This is a genomic window from Gordonia sp. YC-XJ4 (assembly GCF_059511865.1).
Genome location: NZ_CM183447.1, coordinates 2,373,670 through 2,398,167 on the forward strand (window position 1 = coordinate 2,373,670; position 24,498 = coordinate 2,398,167).

General features: G+C 67.8%; 23 protein-coding genes and 1 riboswitch. Of the genes, 19 read left to right on the plus strand and 4 right to left on the minus strand.

What is annotated here, in order from left to right; genetic code table 11:
• The first annotated feature begins 412 nt into the window (after window positions 1-412).
• The 5 genes from AC5ZH6_RS10465 to proB all read left to right on the plus strand — a co-directional run bounded on the left by AC5ZH6_RS10465 (window position 413) and on the right by proB (window position 7,568).
• Complete coding sequence (locus tag AC5ZH6_RS10465; protein WP_006371273.1) at window positions 413-3,940, plus strand: translation initiation factor IF-2 N-terminal domain-containing protein; 3,528 nt, start codon at window positions 413-415, stop codon at window positions 3,938-3,940.
• Window positions 3,941-4,241: 301 nt separating this feature from the next.
• A complete protein-coding gene (gene rplU / locus AC5ZH6_RS10470) occupies window positions 4,242-4,553 on the plus strand; it encodes a 50S ribosomal protein L21 (RefSeq protein WP_006371274.1) in 312 nt (103 codons plus the stop codon).
• Window positions 4,554-4,587: 34 nt separating this feature from the next.
• Window positions 4,588-4,851 carry a 50S ribosomal protein L27 gene (rpmA, locus tag AC5ZH6_RS10475; RefSeq protein ID WP_006371275.1) on the plus strand — a complete coding sequence of 88 codons (264 nt, stop codon included), beginning with the start codon at window positions 4,588-4,590 and terminating at the stop codon, window positions 4,849-4,851.
• 141 nt (window positions 4,852-4,992) lie between these two features.
• A complete protein-coding gene (gene obgE, locus AC5ZH6_RS10480; RefSeq protein ID WP_006371276.1) occupies window positions 4,993-6,453 on the plus strand; it encodes a GTPase ObgE in 1,461 nt (486 codons plus the stop codon).
• On the plus strand, window positions 6,453-7,568 hold the full coding sequence (gene proB, locus AC5ZH6_RS10485; RefSeq protein ID WP_006371277.1) for a glutamate 5-kinase: 1,116 nt from the start codon (window positions 6,453-6,455) through the stop codon (window positions 7,566-7,568). The genes obgE and proB overlap by 1 nt, the downstream gene beginning before the upstream one ends.
• On the opposite strand, the gene AC5ZH6_RS10490 is transcribed toward proB, so the two are convergent.
• The 3 genes from AC5ZH6_RS10490 to ectB form a co-directional block, all read right to left on the minus strand.
• Window positions 7,512-8,486, minus strand: coding sequence for a Sir2 family NAD-dependent protein deacetylase (locus AC5ZH6_RS10490; protein WP_006371278.1), 975 nt, complete (start codon window positions 8,484-8,486; stop codon window positions 7,512-7,514). The two genes, proB and AC5ZH6_RS10490, sit on opposite strands and share 57 nt — an antisense overlap.
• A gap of 112 nt (window positions 8,487-8,598) precedes the next feature.
• On the minus strand, window positions 8,599-9,033 hold the full coding sequence (locus AC5ZH6_RS10495; protein ID WP_006371279.1) for an ectoine synthase: 435 nt from the start codon (window positions 9,031-9,033) through the stop codon (window positions 8,599-8,601).
• A complete protein-coding gene (gene ectB, locus AC5ZH6_RS10500; protein WP_006371280.1) occupies window positions 9,030-10,313 on the minus strand; it encodes a diaminobutyrate--2-oxoglutarate transaminase in 1,284 nt (427 codons plus the stop codon). Before ectB ends, AC5ZH6_RS10495 begins: the two co-directional genes overlap by 4 nt.
• Here ectB and AC5ZH6_RS10505 point away from each other — a divergent pair.
• The gene (locus AC5ZH6_RS10505) at window positions 10,312-10,458 is read left to right on the plus strand and encodes a hypothetical protein (protein ID WP_168436275.1); all 147 of its coding nucleotides are present in this window, start codon (window positions 10,312-10,314) and stop codon (window positions 10,456-10,458) included. The genes ectB and AC5ZH6_RS10505 overlap by 2 nt on opposite strands.
• An 84-nt stretch (window positions 10,459-10,542) precedes the next feature.
• Here the strand turns inward: AC5ZH6_RS10505 and ectA are convergent, their stop codons facing one another.
• Window positions 10,543-11,070, minus strand: a complete 528-nt coding sequence (gene ectA / locus AC5ZH6_RS10510; protein WP_035728396.1) for a diaminobutyrate acetyltransferase — start codon at window positions 11,068-11,070, stop codon at window positions 10,543-10,545.
• Window positions 11,071-11,303: 233 nt separating this feature from the next.
• On the opposite strand from ectA, the gene rsmD reads away from it, so the two are divergent.
• The 13 genes from rsmD (at window position 11,304) to smc (ending at window position 24,465) form a co-directional block, all read left to right on the plus strand.
• Window positions 11,304-11,903: a 16S rRNA (guanine(966)-N(2))-methyltransferase RsmD gene (gene rsmD, locus AC5ZH6_RS10515; protein WP_006371283.1), complete on the plus strand. Its 600-nt coding sequence runs from the start codon at window positions 11,304-11,306 to the stop codon at window positions 11,901-11,903.
• Between the two features lie 12 nt (window positions 11,904-11,915).
• Window positions 11,916-12,404, plus strand: a complete 489-nt coding sequence (gene coaD / locus AC5ZH6_RS10520) for a pantetheine-phosphate adenylyltransferase (RefSeq protein ID WP_006371284.1) — start codon at window positions 11,916-11,918, stop codon at window positions 12,402-12,404.
• 146 nt (window positions 12,405-12,550) lie between these two features.
• A riboswitch (SAM riboswitch) is annotated at window positions 12,551-12,659 on the plus strand.
• Window positions 12,660-12,791: 132 nt separating this feature from the next.
• Complete coding sequence (locus AC5ZH6_RS10525; RefSeq protein ID WP_006371285.1) at window positions 12,792-13,802, plus strand: amino acid ABC transporter permease; 1,011 nt, start codon at window positions 12,792-12,794, stop codon at window positions 13,800-13,802.
• Window positions 13,799-14,596 carry an amino acid ABC transporter ATP-binding protein gene (locus tag AC5ZH6_RS10530; protein WP_006371286.1) on the plus strand — a complete coding sequence of 266 codons (798 nt, stop codon included), beginning with the start codon at window positions 13,799-13,801 and terminating at the stop codon, window positions 14,594-14,596. The genes AC5ZH6_RS10525 and AC5ZH6_RS10530 overlap by 4 nt, the downstream gene beginning before the upstream one ends.
• Before the next feature lie 134 nt (window positions 14,597-14,730).
• Window positions 14,731-15,786 (plus strand): ABC transporter substrate-binding protein, encoded by a 1,056-nt coding sequence (locus AC5ZH6_RS10535; RefSeq protein ID WP_006371287.1) that lies wholly within the window; start codon window positions 14,731-14,733, stop codon window positions 15,784-15,786.
• A gap of 78 nt (window positions 15,787-15,864) precedes the next feature.
• Window positions 15,865-16,584: a GNAT family N-acetyltransferase gene (locus AC5ZH6_RS10540; protein ID WP_496169008.1), complete on the plus strand. Its 720-nt coding sequence runs from the start codon at window positions 15,865-15,867 to the stop codon at window positions 16,582-16,584.
• Between the two features lie 137 nt (window positions 16,585-16,721).
• On the plus strand, window positions 16,722-17,537 hold the full coding sequence (locus tag AC5ZH6_RS10545) for a DivIVA domain-containing protein (RefSeq protein WP_014359736.1): 816 nt from the start codon (window positions 16,722-16,724) through the stop codon (window positions 17,535-17,537).
• 74 nt (window positions 17,538-17,611) lie between these two features.
• The gene (locus AC5ZH6_RS10550) at window positions 17,612-18,244 is read left to right on the plus strand and encodes a YceD family protein (protein ID WP_496169010.1); all 633 of its coding nucleotides are present in this window, start codon (window positions 17,612-17,614) and stop codon (window positions 18,242-18,244) included.
• Window positions 18,241-18,972 (plus strand): ribonuclease III, encoded by a 732-nt coding sequence (gene rnc / locus AC5ZH6_RS10555; RefSeq protein ID WP_006371291.1) that lies wholly within the window; start codon window positions 18,241-18,243, stop codon window positions 18,970-18,972. Before AC5ZH6_RS10550 ends, rnc begins: the two co-directional genes overlap by 4 nt.
• A gap of 21 nt (window positions 18,973-18,993) precedes the next feature.
• Complete coding sequence (mutM, locus tag AC5ZH6_RS10560; protein WP_496169011.1) at window positions 18,994-19,905, plus strand: bifunctional DNA-formamidopyrimidine glycosylase/DNA-(apurinic or apyrimidinic site) lyase; 912 nt, start codon at window positions 18,994-18,996, stop codon at window positions 19,903-19,905.
• Window positions 19,906-19,996: 91 nt separating this feature from the next.
• A complete protein-coding gene (locus tag AC5ZH6_RS10565; protein WP_496169013.1) occupies window positions 19,997-20,476 on the plus strand; it encodes an OsmC family protein in 480 nt (159 codons plus the stop codon).
• Between the two features lie 17 nt (window positions 20,477-20,493).
• Window positions 20,494-20,790, plus strand: coding sequence for an acylphosphatase (locus tag AC5ZH6_RS10570; protein WP_014359739.1), 297 nt, complete (start codon window positions 20,494-20,496; stop codon window positions 20,788-20,790).
• Window positions 20,791-20,838: 48 nt separating this feature from the next.
• Window positions 20,839-24,465 (plus strand): chromosome segregation protein SMC, encoded by a 3,627-nt coding sequence (smc, locus tag AC5ZH6_RS10575; RefSeq protein ID WP_496169014.1) that lies wholly within the window; start codon window positions 20,839-20,841, stop codon window positions 24,463-24,465.
• Window positions 24,466-24,498 lie beyond the last annotated feature (33 nt).

Consider the following 24,498-nt stretch of genomic DNA (forward strand, 5'->3'; position numbering starts at 1 on the left):
TCCCGGGCCGACGCGCGTGCACCCACATGAGTGCCGGCGTCGGCCCGCGGTGTGGGATACTTGTGGGGTTATCACGGACACACTTTGTCCATGACAACGCCGATGACGTTCGGAAACGGGTCGGACCAGCACGAAAGTCCCGGTCGAGATGACCGGGGCGGTGAGTGCCCGCCCACCCGCCCTCCCCATTGCGGTGGGTCGCCGACGGCGATCCGCCGGCAGGCCACAGCCTTCGTGATGGCGTGGAGGGTGGACCGCCGTAACCCATCGACCCAGCAAGAGCGCCCCGCAGCTCCGATCGAGCCGAGGGGGCGCGCAGACCACACAACACCGGCCGAAGGCCGGGACACACAGCAGAGGCCCTCGCGTGGCCGCGTCGTATGGACGCGCCCGGGGGTTCGAGGAGACACGAGTGACCGACAACGGGTCACCGGCTGACGCGAACGCAGCGTCGGATCCGGTGGAAGATTTTCCCAGCAAGCTTCGTGTGCACGCACTCGCCCGAGTGCTCGGCCTGACCAGTCGCCAGGTGCTCGCGCACCTCGCCGAGTTGGGCTGGCACACCCGTAGCCCGCAATCGAGCGTCGAGCGGGAGATGGCCCAGGCGGTCGCGCAACGCGTGCGCGAGACCGAGCCGCCCGCCGACGCGGCCACACCGCCGGCCGAGGCAACCCAGGTCGAGACCCCGCACGTGGAGCCGACCGTGGCCGCGGTGGAGGAGCCGGTGGCCTCTGTCACCGAGTCCGATGTCACCGAGTCCGATGTGGCCGAGACCGCTGTGGCCGAGACCGCTGTCGCCGACACCGAGGTGGCGGAAGCCCCCGCCGAAGAGACACCGGCCGAAGACACGCCTGCCGAAGAGACTCCGGCGGGTGAGGCAGCGACATCCGAGTCGCCGGCCGATGACACTGCAGCGCCCGACACTGCAGCGCCCGACACTGCAGCGCCCGACACAGCAGCGCCGCCGCAGTCGGACGTGCCGATGTTGTTCTCCGCGGCCGACGTCGACAGTCATGCGCCCGTCCAGGCGACCGGTGAGGTCGCGGCGGGCCCCTTGTTCCTGCAGCCGGACACCTCGACTCCCGCGCCGTCCCGATCGGCACGCACTTCGAGCCCAGACTCCACGAAGACCGACTCCACGAAGACCGAATCGGCGAAGACCGAATCGACGAACCGGGCGGATACCGCCACCGATACCGATGATCAGTCCGACGACGACGGTTCCGAGGACGATTCGTCGGGTGAAGGCGGGCGTAACCGCAGGCGCCGGCGTGGACGTCGCGGTCGCGGTCGCGGTCGCGGCGATCAGGTCGATCGTACGGACTCGCCGGAGGACTCCGGATCGCAGGACGACGACTCCGATTCCACCGATCTGTCGTCGCGTGAGGGCGACTCCGCCGATTCGTCCGACGACTCCGGTGCGACCGGTACATCGTCGGCCGACAAGCAGCAGTCGGGATCCGGCAAGAAATCGGGGAAGAAGTCCGGCAAGAAGGACGGCACCAAGGCCGACGGATCGAAAGCCGACGGCTCCGGAAGCGACGGATCGGGGCCTGACCGGGGCGGAGCCGACAAGGCCAGGGGCAAGGGTGACGACAAGAACCCTACCGACGATGACACGGCGGAGTCCGCCGAGGACGCCGATACCGACGACGAGTCGGATGATGGCGACGACTCCACGGTGCCGACCTCCAAGCGGCGCCGTCGCCGGCGTCGACGCAAGGGTGGCGGCGAGGCCGAGGATGTGGCAGCCGACGATCCGCCGAACACCGTGGTGCACGAGCGTGAGCCGCGCAGCAAGCGGGTCCGCGACGAGGTGCAGGGCATCTCCGGGTCGACGCGGCTCGAGGCCAAGCGTCAGCGTCGTCGGGACGGCCGCGACGCCGGTCGCCGTCGGCCACCGATCCTGAGTGAGTCGGAGTTCCTCGCGCGCCGCGAGGCCGTCGAGCGGGTCATGGTGGTGCGTGAACGCAGCGCCAACAGTTCGCTGCACACCACCGATTACGCCGATCCCGCGGCGATCGAGGACTACACGCAGGTCGCGGTGCTCGAGGACGGCGTCCTCGTCGAACATTTCGTCACCACCGAGACGTCGTCGTCGATGGTCGGCAACATCTATCTCGGACGCGTACAGAATGTGCTCCCCGGCATGGAGGCCGCGTTCGTCGACATCGGACGCGGACGCAACGGTGTCCTCTACGCCGGTGAGGTCAACTGGGATGCCGCGGGCCTCGACGGCGGGTCCCGCAAGATCGAGCAGGCACTGTCACCCGGTGACAATGTGGTCGTGCAGGTCAGCAAGGACCCGGTGGGTCACAAGGGTGCTCGTCTGACGACGCAGATCTCGCTGGCCGGGCGTTATCTGGTGTACGTGCCGGGCGGTTCGTCGACCGGCATCAGCCGCAAGCTGCCCGACGTCGAGCGCAAGCGTCTCAAGCAGATCCTCGCCAAACTCGTCCCCGACGACGCCGGCGTGATCATCCGCACCGCATCGGAGGGGGTCAGCGCCGACGATCTCGCCGCCGACATCGAACGTCTCGAGTCCAAGTGGAAGGCGATCGAGTCCGCGGTCTCCGACGCGAAGTCCGACGGCAAGAAGAACAACGGCTCGCAGAATCCGCGGGCACTGTACGAGGAACCCGACCTACTGGTGCGGGTCGTCCGTGACCTGTTCAACGAGGACTTCCGCAAGCTCGTCATCGAGGGTGACAAGGCGTGGAACCTCGTGGAGGGCTACGTCAGTTCGGTCGCTCCCGACCTGCTCGAGCGGGTCGAGAAGTTCGAGCGCTCCCACGCCGACGCGCCGGACTCCTTCGTGGTGCACCGGATCGACGAGCAACTCGCCAAGGCGCTCGACCGCAAGATCTGGCTGCCCTCGGGTGGCACGCTGATCATCGAGCACACCGAGGCCATGACGGTCATCGACGTCAACACCGGCAAGTTCACCGGCGCAGGCGGCAACCTCGAGGAGACGGTGACCCGTAACAACCTCGAGGCGGCCGAGGAGATCGTGCGGCAGATGCGGCTTCGCGACATCGGCGGCATGATCATCGTCGACTTCATCGACATGGTCCTCGAATCCAACCGCGATCTGGTGTTGCGCCGTCTCACCGAGGCCCTGGCGCGTGATCGCACCCGTCACCAGGTGTCCGAGGTGACCTCGCTCGGCCTGGTGCAGATGACTCGCAAACGACTGGGAACCGGTCTGCTGGAAGCGTTTTCGACCACCTGCACCGCCTGTGGTGGCCGCGGTGTGATCGTGCATTCCGCGCCGGTGGAGGTCCGGACCGACGACGCGGGGCGTGCCGACGCCGGGTCGAAGAAGTCGCGTCGCGGCAAGCGCAAGCCCGAGCAGCCCGCCGAGCAACACAAACCCGCCCACAATCCGGCCGAACACCCGATGTTCCGAGCGATGGCGGCGCACGCCCACGACGGCGACGAGGATCATGACGGTCTGGTCCACGAGGATCATGACGGTCACGAGGCCGCGACGACCTCTCGACACCGACCGCAGAATGCTCCGGAGAGAACCGACACACCGGAACCGGAGGAGGCCGACGTCGCGGCTTCGGAGGGAACCGACACCGCGGCCGAGAGTGCCACCGACACAGACGATGCCACCGACACCGTGTCGTCGACCGACGCCACCGGGCGCGCATCGACCAACGGCGAGGTCACGGTGAGTGCTGAACCCGAGAATGTGGCGCAACCCGCGTCGGCCCGTCGGGGCAGGCGACGCGCCGCACGTCGCGCCGCATCGCCGACGACGACGTCGGAGGCGCCGGCGATGGTCGTCGCGGACGCCTCGGTCAAGCCCCCGGCCAAGCCCCTGACCACGTTCGGCCCGATCACCGAGACGGCCGAGACCGCTGTCGCGGTCCGGCAGCGGCCGCGGCGTCGGGCTGCGGGTCGTCCGGCCGGTCCGCCCGCCGACGAGTAGGCCCGGCGGCGGGTACCGGACCCGGTGAGGCGAGTTTGACCTGACCGGACCGGCTCCCGTAACCTTGATTGGTCGCCTCTGGCGGAGGGTTCGAGCTGTGCCGAGTCCCGAAGGGATCACCATCCCGGACGGGGTGGCACCGGCCGGGAACTCCCTCCACGGCAGGCCCTTCGGAGTGATCTGATGCAATCCCGGTGTAGCCGCTGGGTTTCGCACGGCCCACGCCGGATGCACACACCCACACACCCGTGGACGCACATGCGTAACACGGCCCGAGATGATGAACAAGAGGACAGCTTCGATGGCAACGTACGCGATCGTCAAGACCGGCGGTAAGCAGTACAAGGTCGCTCAGGGCGACATTGTGAAGGTCGAGAAGATCGACAGCGAGCCGGGCACCACCGTGAACCTGCCGGTGGCGCTGGTCGTCGACGGCTCCGAGCTCACCACCGATGCCGACAAGCTCGCGAAGATCTCGGTCACCGGTGAGATCGTCGAGCACGTCAAGGGCCCGAAGATCCGCATCCACAAGTTCAAGAACAAGACCGGCTACCACAAGCGCCAGGGTCACCGTCAGAAGCTGACGGTCCTCAAGGTCACCGGCATCAAGTAATTCTCGTCTCAGCGTTACCCAGGAGGACTGACACATGGCACACAAGAAGGGCGCGTCCAGCTCGCGCAACGGTCGCGATTCCAACGCCCAGCGGCTCGGCGTCAAGCGCTTCGGCGGCCAGCAGGTCAGCGCCGGCGAGATCCTGATCCGTCAGCGTGGCACCAAGTTCCACCCCGGCGTCAATGTCGGCCGTGGCGGCGACGACACCCTGTTCGCGCTCGCGTCGGGTGCGGTCGAGTTCGGCACCAAGCGGGGCCGCAAGACCGTGAACATCGTTCCGGAGACCGCTCAGGCCTGACCCGAGCGGTTCACGAGAACCACCAGAGCTCTTCGACAGGGCGGGCAGGGGCATCACGCACCCGGCCCGCCCTTGTTGTTTGTCACCGTTGTTTGTCACCGGGCGTCGACCCCTCGTCGCGCCCGAGAAGGAAGGAACGTCATGTCGCGGTTCGTCGACCGGGTGACCATCCACGTCGCCGCCGGTAACGGCGGCCACGGCTGCTCCTCGGTGCATCGGGAGAAGTTCAAGCCGCTCGGCGGTCCCGACGGTGGTGACGGCGGTAACGGCGGCTCGGTGCGCCTGGTCGTCGATCCCCAGGTCCACACCCTGCTGGATTTCCATTTCCGTCCGCATGCCAAGGCCGGCAACGGGAAACCGGGGATGGGTGACAACCGCGACGGCGCGAACGGTGAGGACCTCGTGCTCGCCGTTCCCGACGGCACCGTCGTCCTCGATGCGGCGGGCACGATCCTGGCCGATCTCGTCGGTGCGGGCACCACCTTCGACGCCGCCCAGGGCGGTCGGGGCGGACTCGGTAACGCCGCGTTGGCATCCCGGGCGCGCAAGGCGCCGGGGTTCGCGCTGCTCGGCGAGGAGGGGCAACACCGCGACCTGGTATTGGAGCTCAAGTCGGTCGCCGACGTCGGGCTGGTCGGGTTCCCGTCCGCGGGCAAATCGTCACTGGTGTCGGTACTCTCGGCCGCCAAACCGAAGATCGCCGACTACCCGTTCACCACGCTGCAGCCCAATCTGGGTGTGGTGCAGGCCGCCGGTGACGTGTTCACCATCGCCGACGTCCCCGGTCTGATCCCCGGCGCCTCCACCGGACGCGGCCTGGGTCTGGACTTCTTGCGTCATCTCGAGCGGTGTGCGGTCCTCGCGCATGTGGTCGACTGCGCCACCCTCGAACCCGGGCGTGACCCGGTGTCCGACATCGACGCCCTCGAAGCCGAACTCGCCGCCTACCAGCCGGCCCTCGACACCGACCACGGGCTCGGAGACCTCGCCGAGCGGCCGCGGGTGGTCATCCTGAACAAAATCGACGTCCCCGATGCCGCAGAGCTCGCCGATCTCGTCGAACCCGAACTGGCACAGCGCGGTTGGCCGGTATACCGAATTTCCGCGGTCACCCACCAGGGGCTACGTGAGTTGACCAACGCGCTCGCGCGCATGGTGGCGCAGTATCGCGAAGCCCATCCGAAGCCCGCCGCCCGCCGAACGGTGATCCGCCCCAAGGCGATCGACGAGGCACAGTTCGCGGTGACGCCGGACCCGGCGATCGACGGTGGATTCGTCGTCACCGGTGCCCGCCCGGAACGTTGGATCGCGCAGACACAGTTCGACAACGACGAGGCCGTCGGCTACCTCGCCGATCGCCTCAATCGCCTCGGGGTGGAGGACGAGCTGATGCGCCTCGGTGCGCGGCCCGGCGCGCCGGTCACCATCGGCGACATGACCTTCGACTGGGAGCCGACCACCCCGATGGGCGACGATGTCCCGATCACCGGGCGCGGCACCGACATTCGGCTCGACCGATCCGAACGGATGGGTGCGGCCGAACGCAAGCAGGCACGACGCGTGCGGCGCGGTCTGGCCGACGACACGGAGGCCGACGAGTAATGAGCGACGTGCGTGAACGGATCGCCCACGCGCGCAGCATCGTCGTCAAAATCGGATCGTCGGCGCTGACCGACCTCGGTACCGGTCTCGACATGGATCGACTCGACCGGCTCACCGACGCACTCGAGGCGCGTATGCGGGCCGGGTCGGATGTGATCGTGGTGTCGTCGGGAGCGATCGGTGCGGGCATCGCCCCGTTGGGGCTCAAGAAGCGTCCCACCGATCTGGCGACCAAACAGGCTGCGGCGAGCGTCGGACAGCTTGCGCTGGCACACGCGTGGGGTACGAGCTTCGCCCGATACGGGCGGACCGTAGGACAAGTGCTCCTGACCGCCGACGACATCTCCAACCGCGCCCACCATGCCAACGCGCAACGCACGCTGGACCGGCTGCGCTCACTGGGGGCGGTCGGTGTCGTCAACGAGAACGACACGGTGGCCACCAACGAGATCCGGTTCGGCGACAACGATCGGCTCGCGGCGCTGGTGGCACACCTCGCCGGTGCCGACGCGCTCGTGCTGCTCTCGGATGTGGACGGCCTCTACGACGGCGATCCCCGCAAGCCGGGACCGGACGGCCGCGTCGCACAATTCCTTTCGGAGGTCAACGGGCCCGAGGATCTCGACGGGGTGATCGCCGGATCCGGTGGGGCGCTGGGGACCGGTGGGATGGCATCCAAGCTGGCCGCGGCCCGTCTGGCCGCCGATGGCGGGGTGCCGGTGCTGCTCGCCGCGGCCGCCGACGCCGCGCAGGCGTTGGGCTCGGCGTCGGTCGGCACGGTCTTCGCCGCACGCCCCGACCGGCTGTCGTCGCGGCGATTCTGGGTGCGCCACGCCGCCGACGCCCGCGGACAGATCGCCATCGACGACGGCGCGGTCGCGGCGGTGGTGAAGCGCAGGCGCTCACTGCTGGCGGCCGGGGTGATCGGGGTGCGCGGCGGGTTCTCCGAGGGCGACGTCGTCGAACTGGTCGACGCCGCCGGTTCCGTGTACGCACGGGGGGTCTCGTCCTATGCGGCCGACGACGTCGCCCGGATGGTGGGTCGCTCGACCTCAGAACTACCGGAACAGTTGCGGCGCCCGGTGATCCACGCCGACGACCTGGTGCCCGTCTGACGGTTCGGTGAGCCGGTCTGCTCGTCCCCGGTCTGCTCGTCCCCACTGTGCGAGGGCAGGCAGGACGACGCCGCAGAAGTGGTCGATCTTCAGATCGGCGATGTGGTCTGCACGGGTGGCACCGCGATTGACCACCACCAGCGTCTTGGAGGTGCGGTGGGCGTACCGCGCGAACCGCAATCCGCTCATCACGGTCAGCGACGACCCGGCGACCAGCAGCGCATCGCTCTCGTCGATCATCGCGAACGATTGTGCGACAAGTTCTTTCGAAGCGTTCTCGCCGAAGTACACGATGTCGGGTTTGAGGATGCCACCGCATCGCGGGCAGGGTGCGACAACGAAATCGGCGGTGTCGTCGAGTGCTACGTCGGCGTCGGGGGCCACCTCGATCGCACCGCGGCCGGACACCCGGGCCGCGAAGTCCGGGTTGAGGTCCTCGAGCATCTCCGCGAGCCGGTGACGCGACAGGGTCGCATCGCAGTCCAGGCAGCGCACTCGCCCGTAACAACCGTGCAACTCGACCACCCGGCGGGTTCGCGCCTTGGTGTGCAGCATGTCGACATTCTGGGTGATGACACCGGTGAGGCGTCCCTGGCGTCCGAGTTCGGCGAGCGCATGATGACCGGCGTTGGGAGTCGCGGCGTCCATGTGGCGCCAACCGAGGTGATTGCGTGCCCAATAGTGGCGGCGGAATTCCGGGGAGGACAAGAACATCTGCACGGTCATCGGTGTGCGGGCCGGCGCGCCGGGACTGCGGTAGTCGGGGATGCCGGAGTCGGTGGAGAGGCCTGCGCCGGTCAGGGCGGTGATCCGGGCCCCGTCGAGCAGTGCCGAGAGCCGATCGAGGGCGACATCGAGGCGCTCCTCGAGCGGGGTCGGTTCGGCGGGGGTCCAGCCGATCTGCAGACGGGTACGCACCTCATCCAGGATAGGTCCACCACGCGAGTTGCCCGCGCACTCCGCATGCTCACTCGGTGAGCGGCAGGGGAGTGCACGGGCAACTCGTGGACGACCGGTGACGGCCGGTGTGTCAGACGTCGGCGGTCTCGGCGTGCTTGCCGGACGGCTGTTCGGGCACGGTGACCAGCGGGTAAACGCCGTCCTCGTCGTGCACCTCGGTACCGACCACCGGCGGATTGAACACGCACAGCATGCGCATCTGCGTCTGCGCGGTGACGGTGTGCCGCTCGTGACCGTTGAGCAGATACATCGTGCCCGGAGCCAGGGGATAGGTCTCGCCGGTCTCCCGGTCGAGCAGGGTGCCGGTGCCCTCGACGAGCCATACGGCCTCGATGTGGTTGGCGTAGTGGAATTCGTTGACACTGCCGGCGTTGATGGTGGTCTCGTGGAACGAGAACCCGACCCGGTCTCCGCCGAGCACGATGCGCTTGGACACCCAATTGCCCTTGGGGTCGGCGACGTCTCGGTCGGTTCCGGTGATCTCGTCTGTGGTGCGGACGATCATGCGAGCACCTCCTCGGTGGCATCGGCGAGGATCCCCAACCCGTGGTCGAGATCCTCGGTGGAAATGGTCAGCGGCGGAAGGAGTTTGACGACCTCGTCGGACGGACCGGAGGTCTCGGCGAGCAGGCCGGCGCCGAAGGCGGCGGCGCACACCTTGCCGGCGTCGGCGGGCTCGGCGAACACCAGTCCGCGTGCCATGCCGCGGCCGCGGGTCGAGACGCCCTCGTGCCGGGCGGCGAGCGTGGAGAGCACCTCGTTGATCTGGCGGCCCTTCATGTGGACGTCACGGGAGAGCGAATCGTCGGACCAGTAGTGCTCGATCGCCTTGGCCGCGGTGACGAACGCGGGATTGTTGCCGCGGAAGGTGCCGTTGTGCTCGCCCGGCGACCACACGTCGAGGTCGCGGCGGATGAGCACGAGTGCCAGCGGCAACCCGTATCCGCTGATCGACTTGGACAGCGTGACGATGTCGGGCTTGATCCCGGCCTCTTCGAAGGAGAAGAACTCACCGGTGCGGCCGCAGCCCATCTGCACGTCGTCGACGATCAGCAGGATGTCGCGACGCCGGCAGAGCTCGGAGAGCGCACGCAACCACTCCGCGCGCGCGACGTTGACCCCACCCTCGCCCTGCACGGTCTCGACGATGACCGCCGCGGGCAGGTTGAGTCCGCTGCCGGAGTCGTCGAGCACCCGCTCGAACCAGCTGAAGTCCTCGACGGCCCCGCCGAGGTAGTTGTCGAACGGCATCGGGGTCGCGTGCACGAGCGGGATACCCGCGCCGGCGCGCTTCATCGAGTTGCCGGTCACCGACAGCGAGCCGAGGGTCATGCCGTGGAAAGCGTTGGTGAAACTCACGATCGATTCACGGCCGGTGACCTTGCGGGCCAGCTTCAGTGCCGACTCGACGGCGTTGGTGCCGGTCGGTCCCGGGAACTGGATCTTGTAGTCCAGATCGCGCGGCGCGAGGATCTTGGAGGTGAACTCCTCGATCAGCCGACCCTTGGCCACGGTGGCCATGTCGAGACCGTGGGTGATGCCGTCGGATTCGATGTATTCGAGCAACGCGGACTTGAGGACCGGGTTGTTGTGGCCGTAGTTGAGCGCACCGGCCCCGGCGAAGAAGTCCAGGTAGCGGTCGCCGTTGGTGTCGGTCAGCCACGACCCACGAGCCTGGCCGAACACCGTCGGCCAGCTACGGCAGTAACTGCGGACCTCGGATTCGTGTTGGGTGAAGACCGAATCATCGATCGAGGTCTTCTTGGCGGTGGGTTGGTCGTTCATGGTTATTCCTCCAATGTGGGAAATCTGTGAGGCCGTCGCCCGGGGCGCGCGTCGCGCCGCCACCGCAGGTGAGATCCGCACAGAGCGGATCGGCGTGGCCCGCGCGGGGATACCGGTGCGCACCAACATGTACGGAGCAACCTGATCGACACATGTTGTGCGGACCCATCTTTGACCGTGTGGCTGGTGGATCAGGACCGGCTCGGGAGCCGACTCCTGTTGCCCGGGATCAGGGTTCGGGAACCTCGGGCTCGAGCAGATAGAGGTCCTCGGGCTCGTGTGCGTCCGGGAAGTCGCCGGCGGCGAAAAGGTCGCGCCGGGCGAATCGGAGTCCGCGAGCGGCAGCCACCGATGCGAACAATCGTTGCGAGGCAACGTTGTCGGGGCTGATGGTGGTGTGCATGGCCACCACCCCGCGTCGTGCGGCACGATCGATGAGTCGATGCAGCATCGTTGCTGCGATCCCGTGACCGCGATACGCGTCGTCGACCGCGACCTGCCAGACCATGAGGGTCGACGGGTCGGACGGACGTCGATATCCGGTGACGAATCCTGCAGTGCGGCCGTCGACCTCGGCGACGATGGACGTCTCGGCGAAGTCTCGGCACCACAGTACGTAGGCGTAGCTGGAATTCACGTCGAGCACCTGGGAGTCCTTGGCAATCTCCCAGAGTCGGGTACCGTCGGCCACCGAGGGAACCCGGTAGTCGAGAGTGAGAAGGGGTGATGGGGCCGTTCTTGTGTGGGACGGGCTCATAACGTATTCGACGTTAACAACGTGTGTCGACGAATTCACCTGCCTGCGTAAATCGGTGGGGAAATGCCCCCTCAATGCCCAGTTCATCCGGTATTTGTGATGCGGGACACAAACGCTTGCGACGACTCGCTGCGGGTGGGCGAATTGTCCGGCGGCGACCGCGGTGACGACCCCGGTGGCGCCGCCCGTCGAGGGGGACGGCTCAACCGAATCGGCAATGGGAGAATGGTTCGGTGACCCGGATCATCGCCGGCCGCCACGGCGGACGACCACTGAAGGTTCCCGACGCCGGGACCCGGCCCACCTCCGATCGGGTGCGCGAGGCGGTGTTCAACATTCTCGACGCCCGGATCGATCTGGAGGGTGCCGCCATCCTCGACCTCTATGCCGGGTCTGGTGCGCTGGGCCTCGAAGCACTCTCCCGTGGCGCGTCCTCGGCCGTGTTCGTCGACAACCGTCGTCGCGCCACCGCTGTCGTCACCGCCAACCTGAGGGCGCTCGGCGTCGCCGAGGTGGGCCGGGTGATCACCGCACCGGTGTCGGCGTTCCTGGCCGGCCCGGCCCGAGCGGACGTCCCGGCCCGAGTAGGTGTGACGGGCCGCTTCGATGTGATCTTCTCCGACCCGCCCTATGCATTCACCGACGACGAGGTGCACGGCGACCTCGCGGCGCTCGGCGCGGGCGGTTGGCTCGCCGACGGTGGCCTACTGGTCCTTGAGCGGGGCCGCCGGGCCACGACGAGATGGCCAGTCGGCTGGGAGGTCGTCACCGACAAGTCCTACGGCGACACCACGGTGCAGGTCGCGCGAGTCACCGGCGGGGAGGCCGGGTAGGTTCTGGAGAGTATGACCAGTGCGGTGATCCCCGGCTCCTTCGATCCCTTCACGCGCGGCCACCGTTACGTCGTCGAGCGGGCTGCCGCGTGTTTCGACGAGCTGGTGGTCACCGTTGTCGTCAATCCCAACAAGCGCGGCCTGTTCTCGGTCCCGGAGCGGCTCGAACTGATCCGGGAGGACTGCGCCGATCTGCCCAATGTGCGGGTGGATCAGTGGACCGGCCTGCTCGTCGACTATCTCAGAGAGAACGCGATCCACTCCATCGTCAAGGGTCTGCGCTCGTCGGTGGACTTCGACTACGAGCTTCCGATGGCGCAGATGAATCGTGAGCTGGCCGACGTCGAGACCGTGTTCCTGCTGACCGATCCGCGCTTCGCGCACGTCTCGAGTTCGCTGGTGAAAGAGGTCGCCAAGCTCGGCGGCGACGTGACACCCTTTCTCTCCCCGCACATCCACCGGCGCCTCGAGGCGATCCTGGCCGGTGAACGCAGCGTCTGACGAACGCAGGTCTGAGGAACGCAGCGTCAGACGAATAACGCAGCGTCAGACGACTATGGTGTCCGACGCCGACGCCACGAGACTTTCACTCATCGACGAATGTAAATACTGACCGCTGCGGCGTGCGGTATTAGCGTGAACGAGACGGTCATGAGCGTCAACGACAAGCCCTGGCTGGTTGACCGGCAACCCTCGCATCGCGGTGGGGTGCCCCAGGTGACGACCGGATCGGGAATGTCCCGATAAGCGTGATGGAAACGGCCACAACGATTTCGTGAGGAGTCGTCGTGCCGTCGTGGTCGTCGGTACCCGCGGGATACGCCCGGGGTGTCGTCGGGCACGCCTCTCCTCGCGTGCCCCGTTCCCCGGTTGGAGGAGAGTGCCGCCATGTCCGCCCCATCGCCGTCCACGAGTGCCGATCCACACCCGGCGCCGTCGGGGGACTCGCACCCGTCGTCGGCGGGCACGACTACGCCGCCGGTCGCCGAACGCGTTGCGCCCCTGCGTCATCCCGGCCGGTGGGTTCTCGCCGCGATCGTGCTCATCGTCGGTGCGCAGTTGGTCCACGGCCTGGCCACCAACGCGTTCTTCCAATGGGATCGGTTCGGGTACTGGTTCTTTCGCCCTGTCATTCTCGAAGGCCTCGGGGTCACCTTGGAGGTCGCAGCGTACAGTGCGGTGCTCGCCCTGGCCGTGGGCATCGTCCTGGCGCTGATGCGGCTGTCGAACAATCCCGTGCTCGCGGCGGTCAGCTGGGGTTACGTCTGGTTCTTTCGATCGATCCCGCTGATCGTACTGCTCCTCATCCTGTTCAACTTCGGGGCGCTCTACCAGAGTCTGAGTATCGGTGTTCCGTTCGGCCCGGGACTGTTTCATTTCTCCGAGGCCGATCTCGCCACCCCGTTCCTGATCGCCGTCATCGGTATCACCGTCCACGAGGCGGCGTTCGCCGCCGAGATCGTGCGCGGCGGCATCCTGTCGGTTGACGCGGGCCAACACGAAGCCGCTGCCGCACTGGGCATTCCACGTCGTTATCACTTTCTGCGCATCACATTGCCGCAGGCTCTGCGGTCCATCGTGCCGTCGTATGTGAATCTGCTGATCGGGCTGATCAAGTCGACATCGCTGGTCTACTACGTGTCGCTACTCGATCTGTTCGGCGTGGTCTCGACCCAGTCGAGCACCTATTCCGGTGACATCATCCCACTGCTGATGGTGGCGACGGTCTGGTACGTGATCCTCACCAGCGCCGTCTCGATCGTCCAGTTCTACATCGAGCGCTACTTCGCGCGAGGGGCGGTCCGCACCCTGCCCCCCACGCCGATACAGCGATTGCGGTTCGCTGTTGCCGGCGTTCGCCGGAGCATCGCCCTGCGTCCCTGGGAGCGTGCCGCATGACGCGCGCCGCCATCACACCGGACACGACGCCGGCCGGTGCCGAGGTGCAGATCGTGGGCGCCCACCGCTTCTACGCCGACCATCACGTCCTCAAGGGCATCGACCTCACGATCCGCCCGGGAGAGGTGACGGTGATCCTCGGACCCTCGGGCTCGGGCAAGTCGACCCTGCTCCGTGCCGTGAACCATCTCGAACGGCTCGACGCAGGCCACGTCAGCGTGGGCGGCGAACTGATCGGCGTCCGCCGTACCGGCGGCCGTCTCCGGGAATTGCCCGAACGCGAGATCCTGCGACAGCGGCGCCGCATCGGCTACGTCTTCCAGTCATTCAACCTGTTCTCCAACCTCACCGCCGGCCAGAATGTCGCGGCACCATTGGTCTCGACCGGCCGGATCACCCGCGCGGACGCCGAGCGCGCTGCCCGCGCACTCCTTGCGCGCGTGGGACTCTCGGACAAGTACGACGCATATCCGCGCCAGCTCTCCGGCGGTCAGCAACAGCGGGTCGCCATCGCCCGGGCGTTGGCCGTCGAGCCGGGGGTGCTGCTCTTCGACGAGCCGACCTCGGCGCTCGATCCCGAGCTCGTGGGCGACGTCCTCGCGGTGATCCGTGATCTCGCCGCCACCGGCACCACCTTGATCGTGGTGACCCACGAGATCGGCTTCGCCCGCGAGGTCGCCGACACCATCGTCTTCCTCGACGACGGCCGCATCGTCGAGCAGGGCACCCCGGAGCAGGTCCTCGATCATCCGACACACCAGCGCACCAAGGACTTCCTGCTCCGAGTGCTCTGACCGCGACACATCGACCACCACACACCGACCACCACACACCGACCACCACTCACCGACCGCCACCACCGTCGGCGACCCCGCCGGGGCACGTCGTCATCCTCCCTGCCGTCACACCCCAGAAACGGAGTAACTCCATGTCACCAACGCGTTCCGCCGATCGCGTCACCCCCCGAACGCGCGCTCGTCGCCGGGCCGCGACGCGGCTCGGTGCCGTCACCGTGGCACTCGGCCTCGTCGGCAGTCTGCTCACCGCGTGCTCGGGCGGTTCCACCGACGCCGCGCAACCATCCGGAAAGCCGGGCGGTGTCGTCATCGGCGCGGTCTCCAACGGCGCCGCCAACCAAATCGATGTGACTGTGCCGCAGGTCGATTCGATTCGCAACGCGCTGCCGGCGGCGGTGCGTGACTCCGGGGAGCTGTCGATCGGGATCGGGGCACTGCCCTCGGGGTATCCGCCTCTGGCGTTCATCGGGTCCGATCAGCACACGCTGACCGGCGCCGAACCCGACCTCGGCCGCCTCGTCGCGGCCGTCCTCGGGCTCACACCGGTGATCACCAACGCCACGTGGGAGAACCTCTTCGTCGGAATCGACAGCGGGCGAACAGATGTCGGATTCTCCAACATCACCGTCACCGAAGAGCGCAAGGAAAAATACGACTTCGCGACCTACCGCAAGGACGAAATCGCCTTCGAAGTGCTCAAGGCGAGCTCCTGGAACTTCGACGGCAACTACGAGAGCCTTGCGGGCAAGAAGGTGGCCGTCGGGTCGGGCACCAACCAGGAACGCCTACTGCTGGAGTGGCGGGACAAGCTCACCGCCGAGGGCAAGACCCTCGACGTCGTCTACTTCCCGGACGCCAACTCGATCAACCTGGCCCTTGCCTCGGGCAAGATCGACGCCTACCTCGCGCCGAATCCGAGCATCTCCTATCACGTCCGGCAGACCGCGGGCACCCCGAAAGCCACCCGTGTCGCCGGCACGTATTCCGGGGCCGGGTCGACGCTGCAGGGATTGATCGCGGCCACGACGAAGAAGGGTGACGAACTCGTCGGGCCGCTCGCCGACGCGATCAACCACCTGATCACCACGGGTGTGTACGCGAAGTGGCTGGCCGCGTGGAACCTCTCCGCCGAGGCCGTACCGACGTCACAGGTGAATCCGCCCGGACTGCCGCGCAACGACAGCTGAGGTGGCCGGGATGAAGACGGGTGGGACAGAGAGGGACGGGATGGAAAAGGAGTCGTGCCGATGGGACATCATCGAGTCATGAGTGAGCGCACGGCTGATGCTTCGCCGACGGCCCGATCGGGTGTCGACGTCCTCGACGATCCGGTCCGATCGTCGCTGAGCGGTCACCACCGGCATCTCGCGCAACGACGCGGACGGGTGTTGCGCTACCGACGCGACGTGTCGGTGTTCGCGGCGTTCCCACTCGATCCCGGCCCCGCGGATTGGTCGGACGCCGTCGAGCTCTTCGGTCCCGGTGGCACACTGCCGATCTCGGGGTCGATGCCGACGCCGCCGCCCGGCTGGGCGACGACGATGGCCCTGCCCGGTGTGCAGATGATCGCCCGTGCCGTCGAGTCCGCACCGGATCCGGCGGCGGTGATCCTCACCGACGACGACGTCCCCGAGATGCTCGACCTCGTCGCCCGCACCCGACCCGGGCCGTTCCTGCCGCGCACCATCGAGATGGGCACCTATCTCGGACTCAGGCACGGTGGCGCGTTGATCGCGATGGCAGGGGAGCGACTACATCCGGCCGGCGCCACCGAGATCAGTGCCGTGTGCACCGATCCGGCACACCGGAGTCGGGGGCTGGCGTCGCGTCTGGTCCTGGCTGTCGCCGACGGGATCGTTCGGCGCGGTGAGATCCCGTTCCTGCACACCGCGGCCGAGAACGTCACGGCGATCCGCCTCTACGAATCACTGGGCTTCGAACTGCGCAAGGAGCTGGTCTTCGGGTCGTTCCGGATACCCGACTGACCGCACACCCTGTTGCGTTCGCGTACCACGCGACACGCCGATCACTGTGACCTCCGTAGTCACACACATCCCATTCGGCACAATAGTCACAGACGTTTCACCAGATGACCATTGGCGTGAGCCGGATTGGGGTGGCTGTGTACCGGGTATTTGAAGCGCTCGACGAACTCGTTGCGATCGTCGAGGAGGCGCGGAGTGTCCCCATGACCGCCGGATGTGTGGTCCCGCGGGGAGATGTGCTCGAACTGCTCGACGACATCAAGGACTCGATCCCGGGTGAGCTCGACGACGCCCAGGACGTTCTCGACAGCCGTGACTCGATGCTCGAGGACGCGCGTTCGCACGCCGACACCGTGATCGGCAACGCCGATTCCGAGTCGGAAGCGGTGCTCGCCCACGCCCGTGCCGAGGCCGACCGCATCCTCGCCGACGCCAAGTCGCAGGCCGACCGCATGGTCGACGAGGCAAGCAATCACGGCAAGTCCCTCGTCGAGGACGCGACCGAAGAGGCTCGGCGGCTCTCGTCCAGCGCGGCCCGCGAATTCGAGGCCGTCACCGGGCGGGCACGCGCCGAGGCGCAGCGCACCATCGACGCCGCGAACAACACCTACGACAAGTCGGTCGCCGACGGCATTGCCGAACAGCAGCGTCTGGTGTCCGAGGCCGAGGTCGTCGCCGCCGCGAAATCCGAGGCCGAGCGCATCATCGACGCGGCACACGCCGAGGCCGACCGGTTGCGCGGTGACTGCGACGTCTACGTCGACGAGAAGCTGGCGCAATTCGAGGAAACCCTCACCAACACCCTGCGGTCGGTGAACCGCGGTCGCCATCAGCTGCGTACCGGCGCGGGCATGCACGATTACGTCGAATATCCCCGCAGCGTCGACCACGATCCGGCCCGCGGTCGGGCCCGGTCCGAGGCCGCCGACGACGTTTCGCCGCTCGCGGTCTGAGTCCGCGAAGCGGTGCCGACACGGGCCGGGCGAGCTCATTCGAGGATTCGCTGACCCGGGCGTATGGTGCATCTGTGGCCGAAAACGCAGTGACCCCAGGTGTGAGCACGGGTGAGGCATCCGCGCACGCCCGTGATCCCTTCGTGCTCGACATCCGCTCTCTCGGACGTCGTCCGGGGACGATGACCGAGGTGCACCGGACCGCCGTGACACCCGAACGGCTCGGGCTGGAGATGATCGGTATCCCCGCCGCGTCCGAGGTGGATCTCGACCTGCGACTCGAGTCGGTGAGCGAGGGAGTTCTCGTCAGCGGCACGGTCTGCGGCGAAACCGAGGGCCAGTGTTCGCGGTGTCTCGAACCCGTCGACGGGACCGTCACCGTCTTCCTGACCGAGCTCTTCGCCTATCCCGACAGTGAGACCGAGCAGACCACCGACGCCGACGAGATCCACCGCATCAACGACGACCGGATCGACCTCGAGCAGTCCATCATCGACGCCGTCGCGCTCGAACTGCCGATGTCGCCGTTGTGTACCGAGGACTGTGAGGGCCTGTGCAGTGTGTGCGGTGTGCGCATGGCCACCGCAGAACCCGGCCACGGACACGAGATCATCGACCCGCGCTGGGCCGGTCTCGCCCAGAAGTTCGCCGATGTCGATGAGGAGTCGTCCGACACCGATCCCGAGCAGTCCCAGGGTCCGCAGTGAGCGAAGGCAGACGTCGGGGGAAACAACCCCCGTCGTGCGTTCCTCTGCTGTCCGCACTCGGCGCCGAGATCTCCGACGAGCTGCTGACCCTGGCTCTGACACATCGTTCCTACGCCTACGAACACGGGGGCCTGCCGACCAACGAGCGCCTGGAGTTCCTGGGCGACTCGGTACTCGGCGTGGTCATCACCGAACGGCTGTATCTGCGTTTCCCCGACCGGCCCGAGGGCGAGCTGGCCAAGATCCGGGCGAGTGTGGTGAACATGCACGCGCTCGCCGGTGTGGCCCGCGGCCTCTCCGACGACGGGCTCGGGGCCTACCTGTACCTGGGCCGAGGTGAGGAGCTCACCGGCGGTCGCGACAAGGACTCGATCCTCGCCGACGGTCTCGAATCATTGTTCGGTGCGGTCTATCTCGAACACGGCCTCGAGGTGTCGCAACGCGTCATCGGTGATCTCTTCGACGAGATCATCGACCGTGCAGGCGATCTCGGTGCCGGACTGGACTGGAAGACCTCACTTCAGGAGCTCACCGCCGAGCACGGTTTCGGGCCGCCGCAGTATCAGGTCTCCTCGACCGGGCCGGACCACAACAAGGAGTTCACCGCGGTTGCGGTGGTGGCCGGCGAGAGCGTCGGAGAAGGTGTCGGCCGGACCAAGAAAGAAGCCGAGCAAAAGGCGGCGGCACTGGCCTGGCAGACCCTGACCGACCGCGCCGGGGCGTCGTGACCACCCCGCGCCGGAGCGTCGATGCCTGAATTACCCGAGGTCGAGACCGTGCGCCTGGGCTTGGCCGATCACGTCGTCGGGCAACGGATCACCACGGTCGAGGTACTCCACCCCCGCGCGGTACGCCGCCACGCGGGCGAATCCGCCGATCTCGCGTCGCGGCTCGCGGGGAAGACCGTCACCGCTGCGCGCCGTCGTGGCAAATACCTCTGGCTCGACGTCGCCGACGACACCGACGACGCCGCGCTGGTCGTCCACCTCGGGATGAGCGGCCAGATGCTCATCGCACGGGCGGGAGCACCCGACCACACCCACCTGCGTATCCGCGCACACCTTGCCGACGGCAACGAGCTGCGCTTCGTCGATCAGCGTACCTTCGGTGGCTGGCACGTCGACGAGCATGTGCCCGACCCGTTCACGCCCGAGAATGCGTCTGCTGCAATGGATTCGGACGACGGTGTGTTGCCCCGCGTGCCCGCGTCGATCGCACACATCGCGCCGGACCCGTTCGATCCGGGCTTCGACACCTCGGCCGTCGTCGCGAGGATCCGTGCGCGACACACAGAGATCAAAAGAGCACTGCTCGATCAGACGATCATCTCCGGGGTCGGCAACATCTACGCCGACGAGGCCCTCTGGCTCGCCCGGCTGCACGGCACCAGGGTCACCGACACGTTGGCGCCCAAGAAGATTCGCGAACTGATCGACGCCGCCACCGACGTCATGGCACAAGCGCTGAAGGTCGGCGGTACATCTTTCGACGCGCTCTACGTCAACGTCAACGGACAGTCCGGCTACTTCGAGCGGTCGCTCAACGCCTATGGTCGCGAGGGTCAGCCGTGCCGGCGGTGCGGACGGATCATGCGTCGTGAGCACTTCATGAACCGCAGTTCGTTCTCCTGTCCGCAGTGTCAGCGCCGACCACGGATGTGACCCGCGCCGCCGGTTGCCGGTACCCCGGAAGCATCAGCCCGCCCGCGACGTTGGGTGCCACGAGGATCATGGACGAAGGAGCGATCTCAGGATGACCGTCGAGAATCACGCCGACCGGCACGGCACGGCCGACAAGGGCAACGCGGCCGCCGCGCCGCATCAGCACACCGAGCTGTGGGTGGAGCGCACCGGAACGCGTCGCTACACCGGTCGTTCCTCGCGGGGAGCCGAGGTACTCGTCGGTTCCGAGGACGTCGAAGGCGTCTTCACGCCCGGTGAGCTCCTGAAAATCGCGCTGGCCGCATGCACCGGCATGTCGTCGGACAGGCCGCTGTCGCGACGACTCGGCGACGACTACGACGCGACGATCCGGGTGAGCGGCACCGCCGACCGGGACGACGAGGTGTACCCGCGTCTCGACGAGGTGCTCGAAGTGGATCTGTCCGAACTCGACCCTGAGGCCGCGCAACGCCTACTCGTCGTCGTCGAGCGCGCGATCGACGCGGTGTGCACCGTCGGGCGGACCATCAAAGCCGGAGCCGAGGTCGGCCTGCGCATCGACACCGAGTGAGACAGGACGAGACCACGATGACCGACGACGCCGATAGCGCCGATGCGATCCGGCTGACCGCCTACGTCCACGGACACGTGCAAGGAGTCGGGTTCCGATGGTGGACACGTTCCCGCGCACTGGAACTCGGCCTCGTCGGATACGCCGCCAACCAACCCGACGGTCGGGTGCGCGTCGTCGCCCAGGGACCGGCCGAGGCGGTGCGCGCGCTCGTCGCGCTCCTGCGTTCCGACACGACGCCGGGGCACGTGGATCTCGTCGTCGACTCCTACGACGCACCGCGCGCCGGTGTGACCGGATTCGTCGAGAAGTAGGCCCGGGGGCGGGCCCCGCCTCGTCCGAGATGAGTAGGCTGTACCGTCGTGCACCTCAAGTCGCTCACCCTCAAGGGCTTCAAGTCCTTCGCGTCGGCGACCACCCTGCGCTTCGAGCCCGGGATCACCTGCGTGGTCGGGCCCAACGGGTCCGGCAAGTCCAACGTCGTCGACGCGCTGACCTGGGTGATGGGGGAGCAGGGCGCCAAGGCACTGCGCGGCGGAAAGATGGAGGACGTCATCTTCGCCGGAACCTCGGGCCGCCCACCGCTGGGCCGCGCCGAGGTCACCCTCACCATCGACAACTCCGACGGCGCGCTCCCCATCGAATACTCCGAGGTGTCGATCACCCGCCGCATGTTCCGCGACGGGGCGGGCGAATACGAGATCAACGGCAACTCGTGCCGACTGATGGACGTCCAGGAGCTGCTGTCGGACTCCGGAATCGGCCGGGAAATGCACGTCATCGTCGGGCAGGGGCGCCTCGCGGCCATCCTCGAATCCCGGCCGGAAGATCGCCGCGCCTTCATCGAGGAGGCCGCAGGCGTCCTCAAACACCGCAAACGCAAGGAGAAAGCGGTCCGCAAACTGCAGTCGATGCAGGCCAACCTGGACCGCCTGTCCGACCTGACCGCCGAACTGCGCCGCCAGCTCAAACCACTCGGACGCCAGGCCGAGGTGGCACGCCGCGCGCAGACCATCCAGGCCGACCTCCGCGACGCCCGGCTACGGCTGGCCGCCGACGACCTGGTGACCCGCCGCGCCGAGATGGCCGAGCACACCGCCGTCGAGGACAACATCCGTCGCGAGCAGGACGAGGTCTCCGCCGAACTCGATGCCGTGTCGGGTGAACTCGCCGATCACGAAGAGCATCTCGCACAGGTGGTGCCCGCCGCAGAGGCCGCCGGTCAGGCATGGTTCACGCTCTCGGCATTGGCCGAGCGGGTCGACGCCACCGCCCGCGTCGCCACCGAACGCAGCCGCTATCTCGACGAACCGGTCACCGCGTCCAGCGGTCCCGACCCCGAGGACCTCGAACGCCAGGCCGACGAGGCCGCCGAGACCGAGGCGGAGATGACGGCCGCGGTGGAAAGCGCCGCCGAGTTCCTTGAAGGCGCCAAAGACGAACTGGCGCAACGCGAACGGGCTGCCGCAGCGGCAGAGCAGGCGCATCTGGCCGCGGTGCGGGCGATCGCCGACCGTCGGGAGGGCCTCGCCCGCCTCGAAGGGCAGGTCGACAATCTGCGGACCAAGGCCGATTCGGTCGACGCCGAGACCACACGTCTGACCGAGGCCATCGCCGCCGCGGTCGAGCGTTCGCAGATCGCGCAAACCCAGCAGGACGAGGTGGCCGAGTCGTTGGGTGAACTCGAAGCCTCGGAGAAGGGCCTCGACGAACACCACGAGCGCTGTGTCAGCGCGCTCAACCTGTCGAACGAGCGTGTCGCGACACTGCAGGCCGAGGAACGCGAGGCCGAACAGCGGATCGCGTCGTTGACCGCGCGCATCGAAGCCCTGTCGGTGGGCCTCGAGCGAGGCGACGGCGGTGCCTGGCTGATGGAGAATGTGGCCGACGGACTCCTCGGTACCATGTCGGAGCTGTTGACCGTCGACGCCGGTTACGAGACCGCGATCGCCGGTGCGCTCGGCGGTGCGGTCGATGCGATCGCCGCCGCCGATCCGTCGTCGGCGCTGCGCGCCCTCGAGTTGCTCAAAGCCGGTGACGGTGGCCGGGCGTCGATGATCGTCGGCGGCCTGACCCACACTCCCTCACCACGCACCGACCCGCTTCCCGACGGAGCGGTGTGGGCGTCGTCGGTGGTGACCTGCGCGCCGTCCATCCGGCCCGCGATCGAGCTGATCCTCGCCGACACCGTCCTGGTGGACAGCACCGAGGCCGCCGTCGAGGTGGCCGGAGCGCTCGGCGTGCGCGCGGTCACCGGCGACGGCGACCGGGTGTCCCGCGCGACCATCGAAGGCGGATCATCACACCGGCCGTCGACGTTGGAGGTCCAGTCGGCGATCGACACCGCGACCACCGACCTCGCCGCCACCCGCCGGCGGGTCGAAGAACTTGCCGCTGCCCTGCAGGGTGCGTTGGCCGAACAGCAACAGCGCCGGGAAGCCGCCGAACAGGCACTCGCTGCGCTGCACGAGTCCGACAGCGCCGTGGGCGGGGCATACGAACATCTCGCCCGGCTCGGGCAGGAGATCCGCGCGGCGCAGGCCGAGGCCGACCGGCTCACCCGGCAGCGCAACTTCGTCGAGACCGGCCGCGCCGAGACGGTCGCGAAACTCGACGAACTCGAACAACGTCTTGCACTCGCCCAGGGTGAGGGCACCGAAGAACCGACCGGCGAGGTCGATTCGGGGGAACGCACACTGGCAGCCGAGGCGGTGGCCGCGGCCCGCAGCGCCGAGATGGAGGCACGGCTGGCGATGCGCACCGCCGAAGAGCGCCTCGCGTCGGTGCGCGGTCGCGCGGAATCGTTGCGGCGCGCGGCGCAGCGTGAACGCGACTCGCGGGAGCGCGTGCGCCGTCAGAACGAGGCCCGACGGCAGGCCGCCACGGTCGCCGCCGCCGTCGCCGCGTCGGCTGCGGAGGTGTCCGAGCGGGTCGCCGCCGCCGTCGCCACCGCGCAGGCCGGGCGCGACGAACTCGAGCAGGTGCGCGCCACCCGCACCGCGGCCGTCGACGAACTCAAGAGCCGCGTCAACACCCTCTCGCAGCGGTTGAGCACGCTCAAGGACGCCGTGCACCGCGATGAGGTGGCCCGCGCGCAGGCCACCTTGCGGATCGAACAACTCGAGGAGCAGGTACTCGAGCAGTTCGCGATGGCGCCCGACGACCTCGTCGCGGAATATGGGCCGGACGTGCCGATGCCGCCGTCGGCGCTCGAAATGGCCGAGTACGAGGCCGCCAAGGCACGTGGTGATCAGGTGGTGGCCCCGGCGCCGATGCCCTTCGACCGCGCCACCCAGGAGTCACGGGCCAAGAAGGCACAGAAAGACCTCAACACGTTGGGACGGGTGAACCCCCTCGCGCTCGAGGAATTCGCCGCACTCGAGGAGCGCTACACGTTCCTCTCTGCGCAACTCGAGGACGTCAAGGCCGCCCGCAAGGACCTGATGTCGGTGGTCGAGGAGGTCGACGCCCGCATCCTGCAGGTGTTCACCGAGGCCTACGCCGACGTGGAACGCGAATTCGCACAGGTGTTTTCGACACTGTTCCCCGGCGGTGAGGGCCGACTGATCCTCACCGAACCCGGCGACATGCTCACCACCGGAGTCGAGGTCGAGGCCCGGCCGCCGGGGAAGAAGGTCAAACGCCTGTCTCTGCTGTCCGGCGGCGAGAAGTCGTTGACCGCGGTCGCCATGCTGGTCGCCATCTTCCGTGCGCGGCCGTCGCCGTTCTACGTGATGGACGAGGTCGAGGCAGCACTCGACGACACCAACCTGCGACGCCTGATCAGTCTGTTCGAGCAACTGCGGGAACGGTCACAGCTGATCGTGATCACCCACCAGAAGCCGACGATGCAGGTCGCCGACGCGCTCTACGGCGTCAGCATGCGCGGCGACGGGATCACCACGGTGATCTCCCAACGGTTGCGGGGGGTCGACGTCCCGGTCGCCGCGACCCCAGAACTCGCGACCCCGGAACCCGCGACCGACTGACACATCCCGACGGACACCCCCGACCGCAAGACC